The 18733-nt window shown below is 58.0% G+C and carries 17 protein-coding genes; 7 read left to right on the top strand and 10 right to left on the bottom strand.

The features are described 5' to 3' along the window. Positions 1 to 176: 176 nt before the first annotated feature. Both LEPTO7104_RS43625 and LEPTO7104_RS0114375 read left to right on the top strand, forming a co-directional pair. Positions 177 to 344 carry a hypothetical protein gene (locus LEPTO7104_RS43625; RefSeq protein WP_155523640.1) on the top strand — a complete coding sequence of 56 codons (168 nt, stop codon included), beginning with the start codon at positions 177 to 179 and terminating at the stop codon, positions 342 to 344. Positions 345 to 568: 224 nt separating this feature from the next. Further along, complete coding sequence (locus tag LEPTO7104_RS0114375; protein ID WP_017299282.1) at positions 569 to 1162, top strand: sulfite oxidase-like oxidoreductase; 594 nt, start codon at positions 569 to 571, stop codon at positions 1160 to 1162. Positions 1163 to 1178: 16 nt separating this feature from the next. Here the strand turns inward: LEPTO7104_RS0114375 and LEPTO7104_RS0114380 are convergent, their stop codons facing one another. Both LEPTO7104_RS0114380 and LEPTO7104_RS42870 read right to left on the bottom strand, forming a co-directional pair. Then, complete coding sequence (locus LEPTO7104_RS0114380) at positions 1179 to 1481, bottom strand: GlsB/YeaQ/YmgE family stress response membrane protein (RefSeq protein ID WP_017299283.1); 303 nt, start codon at positions 1479 to 1481, stop codon at positions 1179 to 1181. A gap of 99 nt (positions 1482 to 1580) precedes the next feature. Next, a complete protein-coding gene (locus LEPTO7104_RS42870) occupies positions 1581 to 3035 on the bottom strand; it encodes a GAF domain-containing protein (protein WP_017299284.1) in 1455 nt (484 codons plus the stop codon). 363 nt (positions 3036 to 3398) lie between these two features. On the opposite strand from LEPTO7104_RS42870, the gene LEPTO7104_RS0114390 reads away from it, so the two are divergent. Next, positions 3399 to 4046, top strand: coding sequence for a PTPA-CTERM sorting domain-containing protein (locus tag LEPTO7104_RS0114390; RefSeq protein WP_017299285.1), 648 nt, complete (start codon positions 3399 to 3401; stop codon positions 4044 to 4046). Here LEPTO7104_RS0114390 and LEPTO7104_RS0114395 read toward each other — a convergent pair. The 4 genes from LEPTO7104_RS0114395 to purE form a co-directional block, all read right to left on the bottom strand. Beyond that, complete coding sequence (locus tag LEPTO7104_RS0114395; RefSeq protein ID WP_017299286.1) at positions 4043 to 5335, bottom strand: GTPase family protein; 1293 nt, start codon at positions 5333 to 5335, stop codon at positions 4043 to 4045. The genes LEPTO7104_RS0114390 and LEPTO7104_RS0114395 overlap by 4 nt on opposite strands. 116 nt (positions 5336 to 5451) lie before the next feature. After that, on the bottom strand, positions 5452 to 7476 hold the full coding sequence (locus LEPTO7104_RS0114400) for a DICT sensory domain-containing protein (protein WP_026072710.1): 2025 nt from the start codon (positions 7474 to 7476) through the stop codon (positions 5452 to 5454). Positions 7477 to 7812: 336 nt separating this feature from the next. Beyond that, complete coding sequence (locus LEPTO7104_RS0114405; protein WP_083887070.1) at positions 7813 to 9306, bottom strand: ammonium transporter; 1494 nt, start codon at positions 9304 to 9306, stop codon at positions 7813 to 7815. A 442-nt stretch (positions 9307 to 9748) separates the two neighbouring features. Beyond that, entirely contained in the window at positions 9749 to 10270 is a 522-nt protein-coding gene (gene purE / locus LEPTO7104_RS0114410; RefSeq protein WP_017299289.1) for a 5-(carboxyamino)imidazole ribonucleotide mutase, read from the bottom strand. Positions 10271 to 10604: 334 nt separating this feature from the next. Here purE and bchM point away from each other — a divergent pair, with 334 nt between their 5' ends. The 3 genes from bchM to LEPTO7104_RS0114425 all read left to right on the top strand — a co-directional run bounded on the left by bchM (position 10605) and on the right by LEPTO7104_RS0114425 (position 12047). Further along, entirely contained in the window at positions 10605 to 11297 is a 693-nt protein-coding gene (bchM, locus tag LEPTO7104_RS0114415; protein WP_017299290.1) for a magnesium protoporphyrin IX methyltransferase, read from the top strand. 6 nt (positions 11298 to 11303) lie between these two features. Beyond that, positions 11304 to 11696 (top strand): DUF423 domain-containing protein, encoded by a 393-nt coding sequence (locus tag LEPTO7104_RS0114420; protein ID WP_017299291.1) that lies wholly within the window; start codon positions 11304 to 11306, stop codon positions 11694 to 11696. Between the two features lie 102 nt (positions 11697 to 11798). Then, a complete protein-coding gene (locus tag LEPTO7104_RS0114425) occupies positions 11799 to 12047 on the top strand; it encodes a hypothetical protein (RefSeq protein ID WP_155523641.1) in 249 nt (82 codons plus the stop codon). 31 nt (positions 12048 to 12078) lie between these two features. On the opposite strand, the gene LEPTO7104_RS0114430 is transcribed toward LEPTO7104_RS0114425, so the two are convergent. Both LEPTO7104_RS0114430 and LEPTO7104_RS33905 read right to left on the bottom strand, forming a co-directional pair. Further along, entirely contained in the window at positions 12079 to 12315 is a 237-nt protein-coding gene (locus LEPTO7104_RS0114430; protein WP_017299293.1) for a ferredoxin-thioredoxin reductase variable chain, read from the bottom strand. Positions 12316 to 12431: 116 nt separating this feature from the next. Next, a complete protein-coding gene (locus tag LEPTO7104_RS33905; protein WP_017299294.1) occupies positions 12432 to 12869 on the bottom strand; it encodes a hypothetical protein in 438 nt (145 codons plus the stop codon). Between the two features lie 153 nt (positions 12870 to 13022). Here LEPTO7104_RS33905 and LEPTO7104_RS0114440 point away from each other — a divergent pair, with 153 nt between their 5' ends. Then, entirely contained in the window at positions 13023 to 13730 is a 708-nt protein-coding gene (locus LEPTO7104_RS0114440) for a substrate-binding periplasmic protein (protein WP_017299295.1), read from the top strand. On the opposite strand, the gene LEPTO7104_RS36995 is transcribed toward LEPTO7104_RS0114440, so the two are convergent. After that, positions 13684 to 17427 carry an EAL domain-containing protein gene (locus LEPTO7104_RS36995; protein ID WP_017299296.1) on the bottom strand — a complete coding sequence of 1248 codons (3744 nt, stop codon included), beginning with the start codon at positions 17425 to 17427 and terminating at the stop codon, positions 13684 to 13686. The two genes, LEPTO7104_RS0114440 and LEPTO7104_RS36995, sit on opposite strands and share 47 nt — an antisense overlap. Positions 17428 to 17985: 558 nt before the next feature. After that, the gene (locus tag LEPTO7104_RS0114455) at positions 17986 to 18702 is read right to left on the bottom strand and encodes a glycoside hydrolase family protein (RefSeq protein WP_017299298.1); all 717 of its coding nucleotides are present in this window, start codon (positions 18700 to 18702) and stop codon (positions 17986 to 17988) included. Between the last annotated feature and the right edge of the window lie 31 nt (positions 18703 to 18733).

Genomic DNA, 18733 nt, shown 5'->3' on the forward strand with positions numbered 1-18733 from the left:
CATGGGGAACCGTAGTTTGGACTTTTAAAGACGATTGAGACACTGTCTCTGGGCACTATGACAGGCAGGCGCCCCGCGCCACAATAGCGATATCGAGATTGCTTGCCTCCAGAGGATTTCGATCAAAGCAGTGTATTCAACTTTCTGGTTCAGCCTCTTCTGACTAAAAATTAGCTATGGCGCAAAAACATCACTCTGCTCAACACCACTGTCCTAACTGCAATAGCCAGCATCTGCTACGCATTGGAGTTCGTGGTATTCGTCAATGCTCTCGCTGCAAAACCTACGTGGATGTGCGATCGGGTAGCTGGCTGAAGCGATTAATCCGTGATTTAGCCGCCTAGTACTCGAAAGCTGAAATATGCCGACTATTTCAGATCGCTTGGCTCCCTAGCTCCCCTACCCCTTCGCGATTGAAAACATCTGTCACACTTGCGCCGTAGTCTACTAGGTATCGCTTAAGCTGGCATTGGCTTTTCACTGCCTAGGCGCTCAACCTGGCCTACGGAGGTTTGCGGTCAGACTTGGTTGAGCGACAATAGGAGTGCCCTGATTTGCAAGGTACTCTATGGCTGGCAAGTATTTTCAAAAACCAGGTCCTGAGTTGGCCGATCGCGTCCCGCCGGGGCAGCACCTGGCCAAAGGGTTTCCAGTGCTAACCTATGGCGATACCCCCCACATTGCCCAGGCTGACTGGTCGTTGACCATTACGGGTTTGGCCGCCCCTCAAACGTTCACCTGGGCCGACATGATGGCGCTGCCCCAAACGGACTTTACCGCCGACTTTCACTGTGTGACCACCTGGTCAAAGCTAGACGTGACATGGCGGGGCGTTCGAGTAACGGATCTGATTGCGCAGCTTCAGGTTAATCCAGAGGCGGCCTGCGTAATGCTGCACTGCTACGGCGGCTACACCACCAATTTGACCCTGGCAGACTTTGTTCGACCTGAGAACTTTTTTGCCCATACCCTCGACGGCAGCCCTCTGCCCCCGGACCACGGCGGCCCAATGCGGTTGGTGGTACCCCATCTCTACGCCTGGAAAAGTGCGAAGTGGGTGAACGGGGTTGAGTTCTTGGCAGAGCCAGCCCTGGGCTTTTGGGAGCGCAATGGCTATCACCACCGAGGCGAGCCCTGGGCCGAGGAGCGCTACAGCGGGTGATATTGGTGCTCAGCGCTCAACGGTTGCCGTAGCGGCCCCAGCTCAGAAATGCGGTCACCAGGTAGAGCACAATCGCTGAGCCAATAATGGATGGTACCAGGGGCACACCTTGAAAGCTCCAGGTGAGCCAGGGCATGGTGAAGTTGTACTGCCGAAGCAGATACTGAGCGACCCATTGCCCCACCAGTACCCCAACTAAGCCGATGAGTACGAGACCCACTAGCTTGCCAGGCACCCGCCGGGGAATGAGAAGGTTGGCGGCAATGGCACAGGCCATCGCAATTAAGACTTGAACCAGCAGGCTGATGAGATCATCCATGGGGTTTAGACTCCAGAAACCAGGACGATGAAGGCGCCATTATAGGCTTACTGTACCCATTCTGGATGTGGGCAAGACAGTCTCAGGCGAGTAAGTGAGTCAAATCCACCCGTGGACTGCCGCCTGGTAGACAGCCTGATAGCGGTTTTTGGCTTGTAGTTTGGCCAGACTGTTGTTGATGTGAAATTTTACAGTGCTTTCGCTGATATAGAGGCGGTTGGCGATATCGCGATCGCGCAAGCCCTGGGCTAGGAGGGCCATAATTTCACGCTCGCGCTCGGAGGGGCGGGGAGAGTCTGGAACCAGGGGCATCTCGACCGGCTGGCCTGAGTGCAGGGACCGTACCAACTGCCGCAGCCGATCGACATCCACGGTCCAGTCAATGGTAGCGGTGATTTGGGCAGGGCATGGGCCAGAGGCCTGAACCCGCACCCACAGCACGCGGGGAGCGGCCCTGGCTACGGTTTCGCTGTTGGTGATCACGACAGCCTCAGGTTCTGAGGGGTCGCATATGGTTAACCCAGCGCGGTAGGCCAGGCAGGTGAGGGCGGTCTGAACGAGGGCTTCGCGGCACTGAATGCTGACCTTCTCACCGGGGTCACCGTAGCTGTAGGGCACCTGCAGCAGAATTTGTACCATTTGCTGCTGGGGGCCAGGCTGAGTTTGGAGATTGCCCCCCAGGCAGGTGGCCATAAACCTGAGCTGGTGACAGCGCGATCGCCAGTGGGCTACGGCCTCTCTAGCCTGACCCGCCGGGTTGTCCCCTACGATTTCCTGGGTTCGCTGGGGCAAAATGGCGACGATAGCCTCTAGGGTGACTTCGGTGGCCCCGTACACCAAGCGCGCATAGTCGCAGTGAAAATCGTTGAGCACCTCACCCAGGCGCAGGAAGATATAGCTCACCGAGTCGAGCAGCGGAGTTTCGGTACCGACTAGGGCCATGGTCGTGCTGGTCAGCAGACCGGCTAACTGGTCCGATAGGGTGGGTCGAAGGGCCAAATGGGGCTTGGGCCCGATGGCGCCAGCGTCTACCTGGAGCGCTGCATCGAGGGCGATGGTTGCCGTCATGCAGAGCACTTGCAGCACTTCTAAAAACTCTGAGGCCATGGGGCTGTGGCTAAAGGTGGCCAGCACTCCAATGACGCGATCGCCTGTCATTAGCGGATAGCCCGCAAATCCCTGAATATTGTTGGCGATCGCCCAATCGCGGTCTTTGACCCAGGCTTCTTCGGCGAGGCGATTGCTGAGAAAAGGCACCCGATTTTGGGCAATTTTGCCGACCTTGTAGGCCCCCATGGGGACCCGCGCAAAGGATCCATTGGTGTGGGTGTATAGCCCTGAGGAGGCGACGAGGCGAAGGAAGTTCTGATCGGGTTCTACGACCCAGATACGGGCAAAGGCACAGCCAAACTGGTTGACCAGGCCATCGGTAACGAAGCGGGCAATGGTCTCGATCTCAAGGCAGCCTGACAGTCGCTGGGCAATTTTATTGACCCGCTGCAAATCGAGCAGCAGCCGAGCCTGATTTGGAACTTCAGGGCTAGGACTATCCACGCCTGCGGGAGCAGCTCTCACGGCTTTCCTAAGATTTTCTGTCTATAGGTTGAATTGAACGCGCTCAATCCTCTGTATCGGTTGACACCGCTTGGAACTTTCACGTCCAATTCTCCGACAAAGTACCCAGGTAGTCGGTGAAAATCAGCGGCTGTGTCTTTGGGGCGATCGCACCTGGGTGCTGGCATGTCTGTCAAGACTCGGTAAATTTTCTGACCTAGCCTTAGTCACACCTCAGTATTTTTTGTTAGAACATGAGCGGAGTATGAGCCGCGCTGCCCCTATCGATAGATTTTCTCGCGAGTCACCCGGACCGTGCATCTGCCTCTCGTAATTGTTTAAAGCCCCCGTTTGGAGAAGCAGATGAAGGAGAGACTTGTCAGCACTGGTTTTGTGCTGGGTACCGCCGTGATTCTGGGTGGCGTTTGGCTAAGTCCTGCTCAGGCCTTTTCGCTAGGTAGCTCGGTAACGGTAACCAACAGCATTAGAGATGTTAACACCCAGCAAGAAACTGTATTTGTAGATCCTCTCAATCCGCAAACCGTAACGGTAGGAGCGGGGTTAGAACTAGAGCAGTTTGGCGGTATTTGGAATATCGATCTGAACAACAACTCCATTTTGTTCAGCGTCAACTCCCGGTTTGGCAATGTCACCTCGGGAGACGATATCTATCGGTTTCTAACGCCCGATTTTGGTGGGCCAGGTCAAAACTCGTTGACAGGCTTCACGTTTGTTCCCCTTGGCAACTTGGGCTTTGACCAGAACCCAGCCATTACTGTACTGGCCAACAACTGGCTAGAGGTAGTCTTTCCGCTAGGCTTCACCGATCAGGATTTGACCAAACTTTCTGGTCAAGATCTGGCCTTTAGAATTGACCTGACGGTAGAACCACCTACCCCTATTCCCAGCCCTGTGCCAACACCCGCCCTGCTGCCTGGACTGGTGGGTCTAGGGCTGGCGGTGCTGAGCAAGAAGCGCGAAGGCGATTCAGCAGATTACTCCGACGGCTAGGGTTCTTCTAGGTTGGCGGGGCGGGTGTTTAGGGCCTCACCCTTAAATCGATCTTTAGCCAGGGTAAAGGCTGCTTGCATCGCGCCCTGAATTTTTTGGGGATCGGGTTTTTTGCCGCCCATCAGGTCGCCAAAGTAGACGCAGGCTCCTTCGCCCAAGGCCCAGGTATAGGATGCGGCCCAGGATGCGGCCACAACGCTGCCAAAGCCAGGAATAAATTTGATCAGTTCTCGCCCGACGGCCTGGGCAAAAAAGCCGCCTGCGATCGCGCTGATTAGCCCGCCCGCTTGGGATGGACTAAGGGTTTGGCCATAGAGTTTACCCAGCAGACCTACCATTGAAACCTGAAGCGCCGTCAGCACGGGCATAGTGGCAAAGGGCAAGGGCACGGCGGCCAGCGTAGCAGACATCACGGCAAAGGCTGAAATGTAGTGCCGACCAACATCGCGGTACAGATTGCCCAGCTGATCGGCAGCCTCGGCTTGCTCGTCGAGCAGCTGGTACAGCGCCTGGGCCTCGGCCTCGGGGAGCAGGTCGGCCAGGGCATCTCGCAGCGCCTCAAGACCGTAGAACACCGGGTCGAAGCCATCTTCGTCGAGGGTGAAGTCGATCAAAACGGTGCGATCTGCCAGCCCTTTGAAGTTGGCCTGAATAGCCTCAAAGGGCCGACGTACCGCGTCTGAGTCGGGGGGGTAGGGGAGATGGTCAGTCTGGCTGGGAGGATATACCTCGTGGGCTGAGGTCACCACCAGCAGGCAGGGAACGGTTGGGAACTGCTGCCGCAGCTGCCCGGCGATCTGCCGCAGGGTGTCGGTTGCAAAGTCGTTGATTTTGACGGTGAGAATTAAGATGCGTGCCTTGCGGCTGCTGTTGAGGTCATTGACCAACTCGGCCACAATGGCGTCGGTGGCCTGGGCCATGTCGCCTAGGCCCACGGTATCGGTAAACACCAGCAGGGGCAGGTCTTCGGAAGGGTAGGCGTAGCGCTGGGTGTACTGGGTGTGGGGCCTAAACCCCTGGCCCACAATCTCGGCAGATACCCCGGTCAGCCCCCGCACAATAGAGCTTTTACCCGCCTGGGGTTTGCCGATTAGCAGGGCCTCGGTAGTGGGTAACTGCTCTCGCACCGCCGCTAGAATGGCGGCTACTTTGTCGTCGTCAACGTTAAACCAGCGGCTGAGCTGTTGGGTGGGCCGCAGTCGGCTGGCGCGATCGCGCCAGTCTTGCCAAAGCCCTACCAGTGGAGTGGTCCACGATGGAGACTGATCTGGTGGTTGGCGATCGCCCATACCCGTCCTTTGCCATGGATTAGCGACTTATGGCCTACTGTCTTGCCACGTCCCCATCCTAGCGCCAGGGGACGTCGCTGCTCAGCCTCGTCAACCGACGGCCATGCACCGACAGGTCAGTCGTCGAGCAGCACCGAAGGGTGGCCCGGTAGGGTAGCGGGCTGCTGGGCCACCGCCTGCGCAGAGCGGCGGCTGCGCCCGTCTAGCTTGCCCTGGGCAATGGGAACCGTAAAGTGGAACTGACTCCCTTTATTTTTGCCCGCTGATTCTGCCCAAATCGTGCCGCCTAGCCCCTCTACAATCTGGCGGCACATGGCCAGGCCCAGGCCGGTTCCCCCGGTGGTGCGGCGCAGCGCCCCCTCTTCCTGGTAAAAGCGATCGAACACGACCTGGAGACGGTTGGGTTCAATGCCGCGCCCGGTGTCGGCAATGGTGACCTGGAGATGGGTGGGGCTGGAGCGAGTCACCTGAATGGTAATTTTGCCGGTGGCGGGGGTAAATTTTTGGGCATTGTCGAGCAGCTTGGCGAGGACTTCCACCAGCCACTCGCCGTCAGCGCGCACCAGGGGCACTTGCTTGGGAATTTTGACGCTAATGGTGGGGGTGGCGGCACCGTCCTGGCTACCGTGAAGACTGCTCAGGGCTAAATCCACGCATTCCTGAATCGAAAGCGACTCCAGATTCCATTCGACTCGACCGCTCTCAAGCCGCGATAGGGTGAGAAAATCTTGCACCAGCTTGCGCATGCGCTCGGCGTCTTCGAGGGCCGATTGCAGCATAATCTGCCGCAGCTCGTTGGGCATGTCTGGCTCGGTGGACAGGCTTTCGAGGCAGACCTGAATGGTGGAGAGGGGGGTGCGCAGCTCGTGGCCAGTAATCGCAATCAGGTTGGCGCGGGTGCGATCGAGGGCCTCCAGCTGCTGGTTGAGGTCTTGCAGGTTGGCGTAGGCCTCGGCCTGAATAATGGCGACGCTGAGTTGGGTTGCGATCGCATCCACCAGAGCCGTATCGTCTTCGCTCCACTCGTAGGGCTGGGGCTGGCAGTGGTGCAGCTCGATCATGCCCACCAGGCGGCCCTGGTAGGTGAGGGGCACAATTAGCCACGACTGAATCTGCCACCGCTCGATCAGCGGTTGAATGGCCTCTAATTCGTAGCGAAAGGGCGAGTCGCGCGATTGGGTATCGGCAATGGCGATGGTCTCTTTGGTGTCTTGAACGTAGTCAAACAGCGGGTTGGTGGCCAGGGGCCAGGTTTCCCCCAGCAGCGAATCTACGGCGCCATTGAGATGCTGGTGGGCAATCACCACGGCGGCATCGGTGGCGCTACAGGGGTAGATTAAACAGCGGCACACCTGTAGCGCCTGCCCCAGTTCCTGGGCCGCCTTGGCAAAAATCTCGTCAGCGTCGAGGGACTGGCGCACGACCGAGGTAATGGAGTTGACCAGGCGCTCCCGCCGCTCCTGGGCCGTAATGGCTTTGTAGGCCTTGAGCAGTTTGTACTGCCCCGCCTGGAGATAGGTCACTAAGCGCTGGGTAAAGGGGTCGGGTCCACCCCTGCCGTCGAGGTGCTCGGAGGGGGGCAGGGCAGGGTCGATATAGCGCTGGCGTGCGATCGCAACTTTGTCAGCCAGATCGGGGCGGTAACCAACGATGCGATCGAGCAGTAGGGCTGCTGCGGTTTGGGTAACGTATTGATCCTGGGTCCAGATCCCTTCAAAGCGGCGGGTCTGATCGAGGGGCGGGCCATCGGTGGCGGGTATCGGCGATCGCTCCCGGCAGATTAAACAGGCATGGTAGTCAGGCCCAATCACCACCAGGTGCCACTCCTGGGTGAGGGTGTCATTGGCATCAAAGGCAACGGTTTCATAGTTTTCTGACCGACTCGCAAAGCTCGTGCCCAGGGCCGACAGCACATAGACCTGGTCGGTCAGCTCCGCAATGCGCAGATAGCGGTTGGCCTCTTGCAGATAAAACCGCTCCTGCTGAAAACTGGCAATCACTAAAAACTTTGCCGTTCCTGCCAGTACGTGATCCTCCATCGCGTGGGACAACGCGGTTAGCGAGGTTTTGAAATAGAGGCTTGGTCTAAGCTGGGGAATTGCGCTTAGCAATTCTTCCACCACAGATGTGGAATGGCTCATGGTTCAGGGTAGAGAACCGTCGATTTATAAGGTTTTACATCGGTATTCAGGGTGAACCCCGGTGAAACCCGCTCGCATCGGCAGCAGTTACTTTCACCTAGCCTACCAGTTGCCCCCTGCACCTAAGACACATTGTAACCATTTGCCAAAATCGGCTCTGAGCCTAGCTTGATCTCTGCCCTGGGGGCTTTAGAAGCCAAAAACTAAGCGCCTGAGCACTGTGCCCAGGCGCTTAGAAATCCAGACATTTAGAAGATGTGAGGGACTGATTCTAACCAGAGCAATTAGAAATCAAAACGCATAGTTCGAGGTCGTCACCCGACTAATGCGGGACGTCTACATCACGCCGGTCATGTCTGAGGTGTCCTTGAGAAAGCCACTGTAGGCTTCCATGCCGTGCTCGCCAATGTCCAACCCCTTCATCTCCTCCTCTGCACTCACCCGAAGGCCCATGGTGGACTTCAGAATCAGCCAGAAAATCGAAGATATAACCACGGTGAACAATCCGATGCTCAAGATACCAAGGATTTGAGCGCCCAGCTGACCGACACCACCGCCGTAGAACAGCCCGGAAATGCCTTCGCCAGCTTGGGGAAAGTTATTGGGGTTGGCGAACAGCCCTACCGCCAGGGTGCCCCAAATACCGCAAACTAGGTGAACTGAGGTAGCGCCCACGGGGTCGTCAATCTTGATGCTGTCGAAGAAGCCCACCGAGAACACCACGATGATGCCTGCGATTAGACCAATCCAAAAAGCACCGGCATAGCCTACGACATAGCAGCCAGCGGTAATACCTACCAGGCCAGCCAAAATACCGTTGATGCTCATCGACAGGTCAGGCTTGCCGCTGAGAATCCAGGAGGTAAATGTGGCGGCTAACCCACCCGCTGCTGCGGCTAGGTTGGTGGTAACAGCAATGTAAGGCACAGCGGAGTCGGCAGCCAGTTCAGAACCGGGGTTGAATCCAAACCAGCCAATCCACAAAATTAGGCAACCCAGGGTGGCAATGCTCAAGTTGTGCCCGGGCAGAGCGCTAACCTGCCCCTCTGCGGTATATTTGCCCATCCGGGGTCCCAGAAAAGCAGCACCCATCAGAGCGGCCCAACCCCCGACGGAGTGCACAACGGTGGAACCTGCAAAGTCGTGGAAACCAATCGCGCTCAGCCAGCCACCGCCCCAAACCCAGTGGCCTGTGATGGGGTAAGCAATGGCGGTCAGCAAGACGCTGAAGATCAGGAAGTCAATCAGCTTGATGCGCTCGGCTACAGCCCCAGACACAATGGTTGCAGCGGTACCGGCGAAGGCGACCTGGAAGAGGAAAAATGTATCTTTAGTCAGACCGCCTTCGCTGAGTCCGTATAGATCGGGGGCACCACCGAGGAAGAAACTCCCCCAGCCGACCCAGCCGTTGCCGTTGGCACCAAACATCAGCGAGAACCCAATAAACCAGAAGGAAAGGGTGGCCAATGCAAAAACAACCAGGTTTTTGGTGAGTACGTTAACGGCATTCTTTTGGCGGCAGAAACCAGTTTCAACCATGGCGAAACCGGCGTTCATGAAGATAACCAGGAATGCTGCAATCAGCACCCAGATATTGTCTAGGGTGGTTTGCACATCAGCAGCAGTCAACTCTTCTTGAGCCTGGGCCGCTACTCCCCAAGTGACCACAATAACCAGCGCTAGAGGAATGCAGGCTACCCAAGCCCAGCCGCCAACGCGGCCAAACAGACGCTTAATCGCCTCATCAAAGGGCGGCACGCTGGTGTCCCAGAAGCCGGTTTTAGACCGCTTCCGGAACCTAGAACGATTACGCAACACTAGATTAGACATCTCAACAGACGTTCCTTCAACACAATCAGACAGTGAACACGGCCTACCGTTTCTAGGCCTGACTCTTTAGCCCTAGAGCAGTGAGGCAGACCCGTATGGGAGCTAAAGCTCACAGAATAGATGGATTCTGCGAACTGATGTGCAAAAGCCGTAAGTTTCTGACGGCAGCTAATGCTAGCTGAAAAAATGCCTTTAGAAACTTACGCCGATCTGCCTGGACCTTTTTTCGACAATTAGCAGGCAGAGGAATTTGCGTGTAGACAGAACAAGTTGATTCCATCAATTCTGAGACCGTCAATCTGTATCGGGCGATACACAACACCCTCTGAAGCCGCGATATCCCCCGTTTAGCCTCAAAAACCTGGGGTCAATTAACCATAAATTAGTCGTTTGTCAAAGCAAGTTAAAAGAGAATCTGGATTTAGGTGAATCGTTTGCACCCCTAAATCTGATTTTGCAGATAGCCTTGAGGGCCAAGCCGTTCGAGTTGTTGCTGTTTGCCCAGTACTGAGGCTTCGAGGTCGCGGCGGTACTGGGTCACCCGATCGAGCAGGGCAGGGCGGCCTGTGGCCAAGATCTGCACCGCCAGCAGTCCGGCATTTTTGGCGTTGCCAATGGCCACAGTGGCAACGGGAATGCCCGCAGGCATCTGAACGATGGAGTAGAGCGAATCGAGCCCCTGCATGGTGCGGCTCACTACGGGTACGCCAATGACCGGCAGGGGAGTGAGGGCGGCAACCATGCCCGGCAGGTGGGCTGCACCGCCCGCGCCGGCAATGATGACTTTTAGACCGCGATCGCGGGCGGTTTGGGCATAGGTGACCATGCGCTCTGGCGTGCGGTGAGCCGACACAATGGCCACCTCGTGGGCGATGCCAAACTCGGTGCAGACCTCGATCGCCGCTGCCATGGTGGGCAGGTCTGAGTCGCTGCCCATAATGATGCCAACCTCTGGGAGGACCATAGTCTCAGCCATACTTTCAATGGGGCCTTCGCGTCTGTCGGATGTGCCTTCCCATCATGCCACTGCGGGGTCGCCGAGGGGGCGACGTGGCCCTAGTAGACTGCGGCACAAGGGTGGCGACTGTTGCCAATCGCGAAGGATCAGAGGAGAGAGGGGGCCAGGCAGCTGGAATGGTCGGTATATTTCCAGCCTTCGAATACTGGCCAGCATGGGTAGACGGTATTGCAGGCAGCTGTCGAAGATTGATGTTGAAGGTTGAGTTTCGTTGCGGGCGGTTTTGGCTGAGCAAAACGTCATAGAATTTTACAGAAGTTCGCACATTTACCCCCAGCCCATGCCTGTCACCGACGATAAGACCGTAGTTCGTGAATATTTCAACGCCATTGGTTTTGACCGCTGGCAGCGCATCTACGGGGATGGCGAAGTCAACAAGGTTCAGCTCGATATTCGCAAGGGCCACCAGCGCACCGTGGATACTCTGCTGGACTGGCTGGAGGCCGACGGCAACCTGGCCGGCCTCACCTGCTGCGATGCTGGCTGCGGGGTTGGCAGTCTGGCCATTCCGCTGGCTCAGGCGGGGGCTAAGGTCTACGCCAGCGACATCTCCGCCAAAATGGTAGAAGAGGCCCAGCGTCGGGCTGAGGTGGTGTTGGGTGGCGAGAACCTGCCTACCTTTGAAGTTAGGGACCTAGAAGAGCTCAGCGGTCGATTCCACACGGTTGTTTGTCTAGACGTGCTGATTCACTATCCCCAGGATAAGGTGCAGGCGATGATCAGCCATTTGAGCTCGCTGGCTGAGTCTCGTCTGATCATGAGTTTTGCCCCCAAGACGGCGTTCTACAGCGCCCTGAAGAAGGTGGGAGAGTTTTTCCCGGGGCCGAGTAAGGCGACTCGCGCCTATCTGCACCGGGAGGCCGATATTGTGAAGGCGCTGGAGGCTGACGGCTGGCGCATTGAGCGGCGGGCCATGACCAAGACCCAGTTCTACTTCTCTCGCCTGGTAGAAGCGGTGCGCGAGGCGTCCTAGAAGACCATGGCAATAGAGCGACTGTTGATTGCGATCGCGGCGATTTTCGGCGGCACTGCCGTGGCCGCAGGGGCCTTTGCCACCCACGCCCTGCGGGCTCAGCTCAGCGATCGCCTGCTGGCCGTCTTTGAAACCGGCGCTCGCTACCAGATGTACCACGCCCTGGCCCTGCTGCTGGTCGCCCTGGTGGGCAGTCAGGGCCTGGGGGCACCGGGGTTGCTGACAGCGGCAGGATGGGCCTTTGTAGTCGGTACGGTGGTCTTTTCGGGCAGTCTCTACGCCCTGGCGCTGACCGGACAAAACCTGTTGGGAGCGATTGCCCCCCTCGGCGGTGCGGTGCTGATGGTCGGCTGGGGCTGTGTGGCCGTGGCGGCCCTACTTGGGGCCGGGAAAAGCTAAGGGTTGAGAGCGGACCAGGCGGCGACCTAGGGACTGAAAGATAGCCGCAGCCCGTGGCGCCCCCAGTCCACCCTGGCCAAATCAGCGGGTTATGATACCTCTGTGTCTCGCCGGGCTTTTATGTTTGAGTACCTAACGCCGCGATCGCTAGCGACACCCCAGGACGTAGCCGAATATCTGGAGCTGCATCAGGCCGCCCAGGACTTTCGGCTAGAGCTAGAGCACCGCGCCCGCCTGGAGGACTACTGCCATTGGTATCACCAGGTGGCAGCGGCCAATCGGCGGGATCTGGAGCAGATGCGATCGGAGCTAAACCTGCTGAGCTGGTTTAACCGCAGCCTGCCCCGATAGGGCCAGCCGCAAGCCTTTCTGGCCCTATCGGCTAAATGCTCTCCAGCTCGTCCCGCTTGAGGTGGGCCCGCATAGGGCGCTTGGCCCCCTCAACGGCAAACTCAACTTGAACCGGGAAGTTAGGGCTAATGGGGCGACCCTTATAGTCGGTGAGAATATTCACAATCACCCCCTCCAACCCCTTGGCATCGAAGGCTTCGTTGCGGTGCAGCGGGTGGTGATAAAAAATAATCGATTCTTTGATTCGGACGCGATCGCCAACATTCATAGCACACACTCGCTCTTACTCAGTCCTCCCTAGCGCCTGGCACCCAGGTGGAAGCTTTCTGTTTACGGTCTTATTATCTTTGCACAGGATGGCCGCTTGCACGTGGGTGCCCTAGATTAGGTGGCGCTGCTCCCCTGCTCAGGACCGTAGGGCTGCATGAGCTCGTCCATGCGCTGGGTCATGGCCGCCATTTCGGGGTTGCTGCGCGCCACCAGCTGGGTCCGATCTTGAAAGACTTGGCCAATTTCGGTGTCGTGCAGCAGGTGGCGGGCCTGGTTGAGCAGCTCAGACGCGCGCTCCTGGGGCTGGGGCTGCTTCGACATCAGCACCTCGTCAATTTGTACGATTAGCTGAGAAATAGGCCGCAGCCAGCTAAACTGCTCATGCTCCAGGACTAGGCGCAGGTAGTCGCCTTTGGTGGCGATCGCGCCGTGGTGGGCTTCGTAGCGGTCTTTCTCCGCATCCATCAAAATCTTGTGGGCCTTGAGCAGGAGCGGTCGAAAGGTGCGTAAAGGCTCAAAGGCCGGATCGGAGGCAGGGTTACCAACAGTCATTCAGCTCTCGCGCATGCTTACAATACTGTCCTCACCATTCCACGAATAGGGGGCGATTTCAAGGGACCGAGACCGGGAAGCTTTAGGGGGAGACAGCCCCCATAGCGGTAACAGGTTTGGTGTCACAATACTCTTAGGTCTTTTTGCGTGGTTATGGACTTTACCACCGTTCGTCCCGGTCAACTAGCGATTATTGCCAGCGATTTTGATGCTCGCCCCATGAGTTTTATTCAGGAGGGCGATCGCCTGGGGTACGAACCAGCCGTGGCCCGAGCGGTAGGCGAGATTTTGCAGCTAGAGCCGGTATGGTTTGACACTGCCCCCGAGCAGTTTTACCCGACCCTGAGCAGCGGTGACTACGATGTCGTCTGGTTTAGTCAGGCCATTACCCAAGATCGCCGCGCCTGGGCCGATTTTACCCGCCCCTACGGTCGTTTCGACGAGGCCGTGCTGGTGCGCGAAGACAGCCCCATCTATGCGGCCTCGGACCTGGCGGGTAAGCGGTTGGGCACCCTGGCTGGCAGCACGCCACTAACCCTCACCGAAGCGCTGCCAGACCTGGAGTGGGTGCCGTTTACCGGGCCAGATCAGACGCTGCCTACTCTGCTCACAGCTCTGGGGCAGGGCGCGATCGATGCCCTGGTGGGCGATGCCCTGCCGCTGCTGACCGCCGAGGCCGATACCAATACCCTGCGAGTGGCCTTTCAGATGCCCAGTCAGCACCCCTTTGGCATTGGAGTATTGCCTGGCAACCGTGAACTATTGGAGGCCCTCAACCACGCCCTCAACCAGCTCATTGTCAACGGCACCCTGTCTAAGCTGTGGGCCCAGTGGATTCCCTATAAGCCGTTTCCGTTTTAGCCGCAGGCGAGTTGCTGAGCTGCTGGATAAAGACCGTTGCTGCCTCTACCGAGAGAGGCCTAGAGAAGTAATAGCCCTGCCCCCCCTGGCAGTGGTGCGCCTTGAGGTAGCGAGCCTGACAGGCGGTCTCAAGACCTTCGGCCACCACCGTTAAGTTAAGGTTGGTGGCCAGGCTAATGATGGCCTTAACAATTTCGTAGTCGCCTTGGCTGGGCTCGGGGTTGTGTAAGTTGGTAATAAAGGACTTGTCGATTTTGAGCACATCAATGGGAAATCGGTGCAGGTAGCTGAGGGAGGAGTAGCCGGTGCCAAAGTCATCCATGCAAACCTGAATGCCGCGCTGGCGAAGCTGTTTGAGCAGATCGATCGCGAGCTGGGCATTTTGAATCAGCACGCTCTCGGTGATTTCGATCTTGAGGTGCTGCCCCTGGAGGCCATTGCGGTCTAGCGCCTGGTCGATCTGCTGAATTAAATCGGGACGCACGAACTGTTTCCCCGAGAGATTGACGCTAACGGTGGGGGGCTGACTGGCGGAAAACTGCTGGTGCCAGCGGCTGAGCTGGCGGCAGGCTTCATTTAACGTCCACAGGTCGAGGGCGGTAATCAGTCCGGTATTTTCAGCGATGGGAATAAAGTCTAGGGGAGGCACCAGCTTTCCGCTGGGGTGCTGCCAGCGCACCAGGGCCTCAAACCCCTGCACCTGGCCCGTGGCTAGACTGATGATGGGCTGGTAGTGGAGCCGCAGCTCTGAACGCTCCAGGGCCCGGCACAGGCTGTTTTCTAGCTGCATTTGCTGCACTACCAGACTGTGCATAGGGGCGTCAAAAATAGCGTACTCACGGTTGCTGCCCTTGGCTTTGTACATGGCGATGTCGGCGTCGCGCAGCACCTGGTTGGGGTCGGTGTAGGCCGCAGAGCTGAGGGCAATGCCAATGCTGGCGTGGATAAAAACCTCGTGTCCTTCCAGCCGCACTGGGGCTTCGAGGCTGGCGTGAATGCGCTGGGCCATGGTAATGGCAGCGGTGGCGTCGCTGAGGTTGGCCAGCAGTACGACAAACTCGTCGCCCCCCAGGCGGGCGGCTATGTCCACCGGGCGCAGGCAGGTCTGGAGCCGTTGAGCGACCACCTGAAGCAGCTGATCGCCAATGGCGTGCCCCAGGCTGTCGTTGATCACTTTGAATCGGTCTAGGTCGAGAAACAGCAGGGCAAACTGGCGACCGCAGCAGGGAGCGGGGGAGCTATTGAGCGCGGGAAGAGCCAGGGGCAAATGGTGCTGGCAGTGGCGCTGGAGCTGCTCGATGGCCTGGGCCAGGCGCTCTAAAAACAGCGCTCGGTTGGGCAGACCAGTGAGGCGATCGTGGAAGGCATCGTAGCGCAGCTGGGCCTCTAAACGTTTGCGCTCCGCCAGCTCGGTTTGGGCCTGGGCGTAGAGTTCGGCCTGGTGAATGGCGATCGCCAGGTGATCGGCCAGCCGCTCAATCAGCTTGACTTCGGCCTGGAGCCACTGGCGCGGGCCAGGGCACTGATGCACGCTGAGAATACCCTTGACCACGCCGCGATAGCGAATGGAGACCGCTAAAATTGCCCCAATTTTGAGGTCTAAGGCCAGGGCCAAGTTGGGGATCAGACTTGGCTCCTGGGTAACGTCGTTGACCACTACCGCAGCTTTCTGGCCTAGAACTTGCTGCGCGTGGGGGTTGCCCTCAATGGGGATCACCTGGTCCTGCAAGCTCTCCCAGCCGGGCATACTGACCGCGTTGGTGTGGACCAGATAGGCGTCGGTGGCCCGGCACAGAATCACCAAACTGCGGCTGGCCTTGAAGGTGTGCAGCATTTCGGTGGCCGTTCGCTGCAGCAGGGTGTCCAGGTCCAGACTGTCGCTAATGGCGTTGATGATGTTGTTGAGCAGCTTTTCCTGACGAGCCAGATCGGCGGTTTGGGTCAGCAGCTGACTTTGCTGAAGGGCGATGGCGACCTGGTCGGCGAGCTGAGATAGCAGAGCGCTTTCTTTCGGCTGCCACAGGCGCGGCCCTCGGCAGTGGTGGGCGCACAGCAGTCCCCACAGCTGGCCGCCGCAGTGGATAGGCACAACCAGGCTGGCCCGGACCTGAAAACGAGCCAGCAGATCGCGGTAGCAGGGGGCGATGGAGGCCTGCTGCACATCGTTGAGTCGGTGGGAGTGGCCCTGGCGGTAGCGATCGACCAGCCCAGGGATATTGCGAAAACAGGTGTCTTCCACGGTGATGCCCAGGGTGGACTGCCAGGGGGGCAGCACAGCCTCGACCACCATGGTGCCGCTGAAGTCGGCGTTAAATCGGTAAATGAGCACCCGGTCGGTCTGCAAAAACTGCCGCACCTCGGTTACGGTAGTTTGCAAAATCTGGTTAACATCCAGGGACTGATGGATATGCTGGGTGATAGTGCGAATCAGGCGCTCCTCTTCGGCCTGACGGCGCAGTGCCATTTGAGCCTTTACCAGAGGGGTAATGTCGGTGGCCACTGAGCCAAAAATTGGGCTGCCATCGCTGCCGATGCTGACCGGAAAGAGCACCGAGCTATACACCTTTTGTTCACCGTTGAGCACAAGGGTATCTTTGACGGTGAGGGGAGTTTGAGTGGCGACTAGCTGCCTAACCCGATCCATAAAGGTGTTGGCGACCGAGGCTGGCAGCAGATCGGCAAAGGATTTGCCGGTAATTTCCTCGGGGCGCAGGCCTAGCTGGTTGGCGGTGGCCTGGTTGACCCGCAGATAGCGGCCGTCCGCATCAAATATGTTGACAAGGGCAGGGGTATTGTCGATAAACGCCTGCATCTGCTGGTGGGCGTCATGCAAGGCCTGCTCGGTCTGCTTGCGATCGCTGACGTCGAGCACAACGGCATCCCAGGCGATGGCACCGTTGGCCAGGGGCTCAGGGCGGCCCATGCCCTGAAGCCACTTTTGCTGCCCTGACGGGGTTGAAATGCGCCACTCGCAAAAACAGGGCGTGAGGGTTTCGCCAGAATGCTGAATTAGCTGCCGCACGGCTTCGCGGTCATCGGGATGGATGGTTTGCCACAGCAGTTCGGGCCGGGCCTGAATCTGAGTTGGCTCAAGCTCCCAAATTTGAGCACAACCCTGGCTAATATAGGTGATTGCCTCGCTGCCTGAGGCCGCCAGGACGTAGCGCAGCGCTGCTCCCGGCAGGCTAGCGGCTACCTTTTGGAGGCGGCACTCGCTTTCTTGCAGGCGGTGATGGGCCTGGCGCTGGTCGGTAATGTCCTGGCCAATGCAGGTGATGCGCTGAACGCAACCATCGGGGCTGGCAAAGAATGTATTGTTCCAGGCAATCAGGCGGCGATCGCCGCTGCGGGTCAGAATTTCATTTTCGTAGTGGGTGGGGCACTGCCCTTGGGCGATCGCCGCCGTAAAGAGAGTTTTCAGCGCCTTTCGATTTTCCGGCGGAACAAAAAGTTCTAGCCAGCTGCGACCCATTACGTCGTGGCGTTGCCAGCCAGTCAGAGTGAGCAGGTAGTCGTTGCAGAGCAAAATGCGGCCTTTGGCATCGACAACCAAACCGGCCAGGGACATGGTTTCAAGCACGGCCTCAAAATGTTGCTCAGAGGCCTGTAACGCGCTGATTTGGCCAGCCGTTGGCGTCTGTTTGCGCCCTCTAGGCGCTCTATGGTCAGGGGCCATGGACATCCCATCGTCGGTCATACACAGGCTCTTGAGGGCAGACGTGACCGCAGTGCTCGATCCAAATCGGTAGCTATGGCCAAAATAAATAGCGTGGTCAGGCCGATGAACCCAGAGGGGCCGACTGATATGGCCAATACCCAGAGAGAGCTTTTTATCGGGAGCGATCGGGGCAGCAGCTGCACAACCGATGGCTGATCATCGGTGCTTCACCCCATTTTTCCCCAGTTGTTACCGATAATTGGGGTAGTCATTTACAGCTCTCAACAATACCTATGGTAATTTATCTTACCAATCCCTGGCCCGAGGCAGTCCGTACGACCTGGTTTTGACTGCTCCAAGAACCGCCTGAGGGATGACCGCTCAAGCCAGGGCATAGAGTAAAAAATCGCGCAGCGACAATCCCTAGTATCTCCATTCTGGGTCGGCGCTCTGGGCAAAATAGGGCCGGGGTAACCCTCTAGCTCAGCGCGCCACTGGGGCTATCGACACTGGAGACTTGGCTACTAAAGACTGCTTAAGGCGGGCGCGATCGCCCCCGCCTTAAACAACACAGCCCTTGATTGAGGAAGCCTGAGGCTACAGAAACTGCTGCCAGTTTTCGCTGCGATATAGGGCACGCTCGGCTCGCCGCCGCCGCTGCAGACCGGGCAGCACGTTGCCCCCAGCATAGACCCAGCGGCCAAACTCCTCGGCAGCTCCAGCAAAGTCACCCGCATTGTGCTTTTTCAGCAGGGTAGACGACTGAAAATTGCCGGGGCCGACATTGAAGGTAAACGACACCATGGCCGAAAACTGATCGCTGGTAGGGGTACGCGTAACCCCGTTGGCCACAGTCTTTTCGTACTTAGCCAGATCGCGCTTGAGAATTTCTTCGGCCTCGCTGCGGGTGATGGTGAGGCCTTTGTAAACCTGGGGAGGACCAGCGGCAGAGGTATGGCCGTAGCCAATCGTCCAGGGTTCGCCCCCCGTGCCCGGATCGGGATAGGCGCTCAGGCTCAGGCCCTCAAACCCTTTGACAATCTCAAGACCAGCGGCGTTGATGGTGTTGCCTGTAGGCGGTGGCGGTGGCGGCGGTGGCGGCGGCATCGGCTGAGGTTCAGGGGCACCTGTGCCGATTGATACCGTCATGGCACGCGGGTAGTCGTCGCGCTGAAACCACGATTTGATGCTGCCAATGTTTACAACCTGCTCCTTGGGATTGTTGCTGGATGGATATTTGGTGATGCGAGATATCCAGTATCCTCCCTGCATCAGGTAAATCGCAATGTCTGTCTCTTTAATCCAGGTTCCCATGTAATCTCCCCGGAGCAGTCCGCATACCAGG

This window comes from Nodosilinea nodulosa PCC 7104, assembly GCF_000309385.1.
Lineage (GTDB): Bacteria > Cyanobacteriota > Cyanobacteriia > Phormidesmidales > Phormidesmidaceae > Nodosilinea > Nodosilinea nodulosa.

Bases quoted from the DNA above. Each gene is read 5' to 3' on its own strand.
- LEPTO7104_RS36995 (WP_017299296.1), bottom strand. From the start codon at position 17,427: ATGACCGACGATGGGATGTCCATGGCCCCTGACCATAGAGCGCCTAGA.
- LEPTO7104_RS43625 (WP_155523640.1), top strand. From the start codon at position 177: ATGGCGCAAAAACATCACTCTGCTCAACACCACTGTCCTAACTGCAAT.
- LEPTO7104_RS0114455 (WP_017299298.1), bottom strand. From the start codon at position 18,702: ATGGGAACCTGGATTAAAGAGACAGACATTGCGATTTACCTGATGCAG.
- LEPTO7104_RS0114405 (WP_083887070.1), bottom strand. From the start codon at position 9,306: ATGTCTAATCTAGTGTTGCGTAATCGTTCTAGGTTCCGGAAGCGGTCT.
- LEPTO7104_RS0114430 (WP_017299293.1), bottom strand. From the start codon at position 12,315: ATGAATGTTGGCGATCGCGTCCGAATCAAAGAATCGATTATTTTTTAT.
- LEPTO7104_RS33905 (WP_017299294.1), bottom strand. From the start codon at position 12,869: ATGACTGTTGGTAACCCTGCCTCCGATCCGGCCTTTGAGCCTTTACGC.
- LEPTO7104_RS0114375 (WP_017299282.1), top strand. From the start codon at position 569: ATGGCTGGCAAGTATTTTCAAAAACCAGGTCCTGAGTTGGCCGATCGC.
- LEPTO7104_RS0114420 (WP_017299291.1), top strand. From the start codon at position 11,304: ATGGCAATAGAGCGACTGTTGATTGCGATCGCGGCGATTTTCGGCGGC.
- LEPTO7104_RS0114440 (WP_017299295.1), top strand. From the start codon at position 13,023: ATGGACTTTACCACCGTTCGTCCCGGTCAACTAGCGATTATTGCCAGC.
- purE (WP_017299289.1), bottom strand. From the start codon at position 10,270: ATGGTCCTCCCAGAGGTTGGCATCATTATGGGCAGCGACTCAGACCTG.
- LEPTO7104_RS0114390 (WP_017299285.1), top strand. From the start codon at position 3,399: ATGAAGGAGAGACTTGTCAGCACTGGTTTTGTGCTGGGTACCGCCGTG.
- LEPTO7104_RS0114400 (WP_026072710.1), bottom strand. From the start codon at position 7,476: ATGAGCCATTCCACATCTGTGGTGGAAGAATTGCTAAGCGCAATTCCC.
- bchM (WP_017299290.1), top strand. From the start codon at position 10,605: ATGCCTGTCACCGACGATAAGACCGTAGTTCGTGAATATTTCAACGCC.
- LEPTO7104_RS0114380 (WP_017299283.1), bottom strand. From the start codon at position 1,481: ATGGATGATCTCATCAGCCTGCTGGTTCAAGTCTTAATTGCGATGGCC.
- LEPTO7104_RS0114395 (WP_017299286.1), bottom strand. From the start codon at position 5,335: ATGGGCGATCGCCAACCACCAGATCAGTCTCCATCGTGGACCACTCCA.